At 62.7% G+C, this 2,920-nt stretch carries 5 protein-coding genes; 3 read left to right on the top strand and 2 right to left on the bottom strand.

The features are described 5' to 3' along the window. Window positions 1-707 (top strand): HAD family hydrolase (locus tag BG35_RS13165; protein ID WP_025782484.1); only part of this gene is annotated, 707 nt, incomplete at its 5' end. Window positions 708-742: 35 nt separating this feature from the next. Here BG35_RS13165 and BG35_RS0108445 read toward each other — a convergent pair. Continuing rightward, window positions 743-1,423, bottom strand: a complete 681-nt coding sequence (locus BG35_RS0108445) for a hypothetical protein (RefSeq protein WP_025782483.1) — start codon at window positions 1,421-1,423, stop codon at window positions 743-745. 389 nt (window positions 1,424-1,812) lie between these two features. Here BG35_RS0108445 and BG35_RS14205 point away from each other — a divergent pair, with 389 nt between their 5' ends. Both BG35_RS14205 and BG35_RS14200 read left to right on the top strand, forming a co-directional pair. Continuing rightward, window positions 1,813-1,917: a helix-turn-helix domain-containing protein gene (locus BG35_RS14205; RefSeq protein ID WP_152535248.1), complete on the top strand. Its 105-nt coding sequence runs from the start codon at window positions 1,813-1,815 to the stop codon at window positions 1,915-1,917. A 474-nt stretch (window positions 1,918-2,391) separates the two neighbouring features. Further along, window positions 2,392-2,637 (top strand): transposase, encoded by a 246-nt coding sequence (locus tag BG35_RS14200; RefSeq protein WP_080688110.1) that lies wholly within the window; start codon window positions 2,392-2,394, stop codon window positions 2,635-2,637. Between the two features lie 30 nt (window positions 2,638-2,667). On the opposite strand, the gene BG35_RS0108425 is transcribed toward BG35_RS14200, so the two are convergent. Continuing rightward, on the bottom strand, window positions 2,668-2,920 hold a 253-nt coding region (locus tag BG35_RS0108425), incomplete at its 5' end, for an Hsp20/alpha crystallin family protein (RefSeq protein ID WP_025782481.1).

The raw sequence follows: 2,920 nt of genomic DNA, 5'->3' as shown, positions 1-2,920 counted from the left end.
CCATTGACGCCCTCAAGGCGGAAGGCTGCTGGAACAACGATTGGGATGCCAGCCTGGAGTTGCTGCGTCGTCGCCGCTCCCGGCAGCCGAACCTGCCGCTGCCTTCACGGGCGGAGGTGGTGGAGGTGTTCTCCGGGTTGTATTTCGGGCGGGACGATGGGGGCGCCGTGAGCCAGGAGCCCCGACGGTGGACCGGCCTCATCCGCCAGGAGCCCCTGTTGGTGGATGGGGCCTTTTTTGCCGCCCTCAGCAGCGCCGGCATTGGCTGGGGCTTTGTCAGCGGGGCTGAGCCCCCCAGCGCCCGCCACGTGCTGGAGGATCGCCTGGGCCTGCTTCAGCCCCCCCTGGTGGCCATGGGGGATGCCCCGGATAAACCGGATCCCACGGGCCTTCTCCGGTTGGCCGAGGCGTTGGCCGCCAGGGCCCGCGTCCCCCTCGCCCACCTGCCCATGGGGTATGTGGGGGATACCGTTGCGGACGTGCTCACGGTGGTTCATGCCCGGCGGCAACAGCCCCGGCTGCGCTGCAAAGCCCTGGCCGTGGCCCCGCCCCATGTGGCCGCTGCCGCCGAGACCGTGGGGGCCGCCTACCACCGGCAGTTGTTGGCCGCTGGTGCTGACGCCGTTGTCGGCGCCACCGCCCAGTTGGTCCCGGAGCGGGTGTTCCAGCTTCTCCGGACGTCCGGTTGCCGGAGCCAGGACCCATAAGAGGCAATCCCTTCCCCAGTTTGTGGATCCTGAGCCTAAGGTGTTGCAATGGGGCGCCAGTCGCGGAAACGGTGTAACCCGGGTTCTGGATAAGAGAACCAGGAAAGAGGGGTCAGAAGAGGAGTGAGAAGCGGAGGCCGAGGGAGTGTTCCGGGTGGGAAGCGGAGGAGCGGGTATCCTGCTGTTCCCCTTCGAGGGAGAGTTCCCAAGGCGCAGTCTCTCCCGGTTGGGGAGCATAGGGCGCCAGGGACCACAGCAGGGTGTAGGCGCTGCCGGTGGGGGGAGAGGGCCACTGCCACCCCTGGGGAGAGGGTGAGGCGGTCGTTGTGGGCGGGGAAGCCGTAGGCCAACTGCGCCTCGAACTGCTGCCCCCCGCTGCTGGCGTCGTCCACCCCCTCCAGAACAGTGGGATTGAGGAGGGCATCCATACCCCCTGCCGTTGTTACCCCCATGGTGTGGCCCAGGGCGAGGGACGGCCCGCGATTGGACGGGTCGGGTTCCCATGCGAAGGAGAGGGCCAAGCCCTGCTCCCGGAACTCCTCCTCCATGTGGGTGAGCAGGGGGTGGCCCTTCAGTTCGCCACTGATGCCCCGCCGTGGGTAGTTCCAGGAGAGGCTGTGGCGCCCCACCTCCAGACCGAAGCCGGTCTCGGCATCACCGCCGTCTTGGCGGATGCCGATCTCCATGGCGGGCAGCAGTGCGCCGTCGTTGGCCAAGGGCGCCGGCCTTGTGGCCGCCAGCCCCAGCCGCAGCCGAGATACTGGCTTCCGAAGACTTCAGACCCACAATCCCCTCCGAGGTGGTCTCCACCAGGAGGGCATCGGCCGTGGTGGTGAGGGTGAGGCCGTCACTGCCACCGTCCAGCAGGACCCCAGTGTAGGTTCCTGGAAGGAAGTGAGATAAAATAGAGGGAGTCCATCCAAGAGAGGAGTAGGCCCATACCCATTGGTCGCCCCCCAATTCCCGTGAAGCTCAGTGAGGAAGAGAGAGGAATTGCAGAGCATGACCCGCTCCCTCAAACTGCCGCCCGGCTTGGTGTGGTGCGCCCAACTCATTCTGGCCTGTGGTAAGGGAGATCCCCAGGTAGAGATTGGGGGTGAGCAAGATGACGGTGAGCAAATGGCGCCATCGCTTTCACCAGCAGGGCATGGGAGGGCTGCAGGACGAACAACGCCCTGGCCGCTCCCGCCCCATGATGACCAGCGTGTGACCGAGGTGCTCAACACGGCATTGCAGAGTCCGCCAGCCCATGCCACCCATTGGAGTGTCCCACCCTGGCCCATCGCCGCCGGCATTTCAAGATCTCCAACGATCCCTACTTTGTGGAGAAGGTGCATGACATTGTGGGTTTATATTAAATCCACCATACCATGTTGTCATGCTCTGTGTAGACGAGAAGATGCAAATCCAGGCACTGGAGCGAACCCAACCCATGCTACCCTTGGGACTGGGCTATGTGGAAGGTGTGACCCATGAAACTATCCGTAACGGCGCCACAACCTTGTTTGCTGCTTTGAATATAGCCACGGGGAAAATGCTGGCGTAGTGTAAGCATCGGCACCGGCGCCAGGAGTTTGTCTCCTTCCTCTAACATGTTGAAAGGAATGTACCCAATAACTTGGATATTCATCTGATTATTGATAACTACTGTACCCATAAACACGCCAAGGTGAAGGAGTAGCTGATGCAGCAGCCCAGGTTCCATGTGCATTTCACCCCCACCTACGCCTCATGGATCAATCAAGTGGAAGGCTGGTTTGGCATCATTACCCAGAAAGCTATCCGACGCGGTTCTTTCCATAATGTAGGAGAACTCACCCGCAAGATCAATGACTTTGTGGAGCACGACAACTGTAGCTCCGGCGCCGCCAAGCCCACCATATGCCCTGGGGAGAGAGCGCCACAGGGCATATGGTGGGCCGGGGTGTAGACGGGCAGGCGGCGAGGCGGACGGGTGGGATCAGTTGCCCACCTTGATGCTCACGGCCTTGACGCTGTCCACTTTGGGGGCCGTGACGTGCAGGATGCCGTCCTGGAGTTCGGCTTGCAACTGGTTGGGATCAATGCGCTTGCCAAAGTAGAAGCTACGCCGCCAGTTGCCGTAGCGGAATTCGCTGAGCACGCGATCCTCTCCCACATCAACGTTGGGCCGCTCCGCGCTGATTGCCATGCCATGTTCCGTGGCTTTGATGTCGATGGCGTCTTTACCGATG

This window comes from Candidatus Synechococcus spongiarum SH4, from assembly GCF_000586015.1.
GTDB lineage: Bacteria > Cyanobacteriota > Cyanobacteriia > PCC-6307 > Cyanobiaceae > Synechococcus_B > Synechococcus_B spongiarum_F.
Note: the sequence above shows the minus strand (reverse complement) of the source record. Positions and strands in the feature narration are given on the sequence as shown.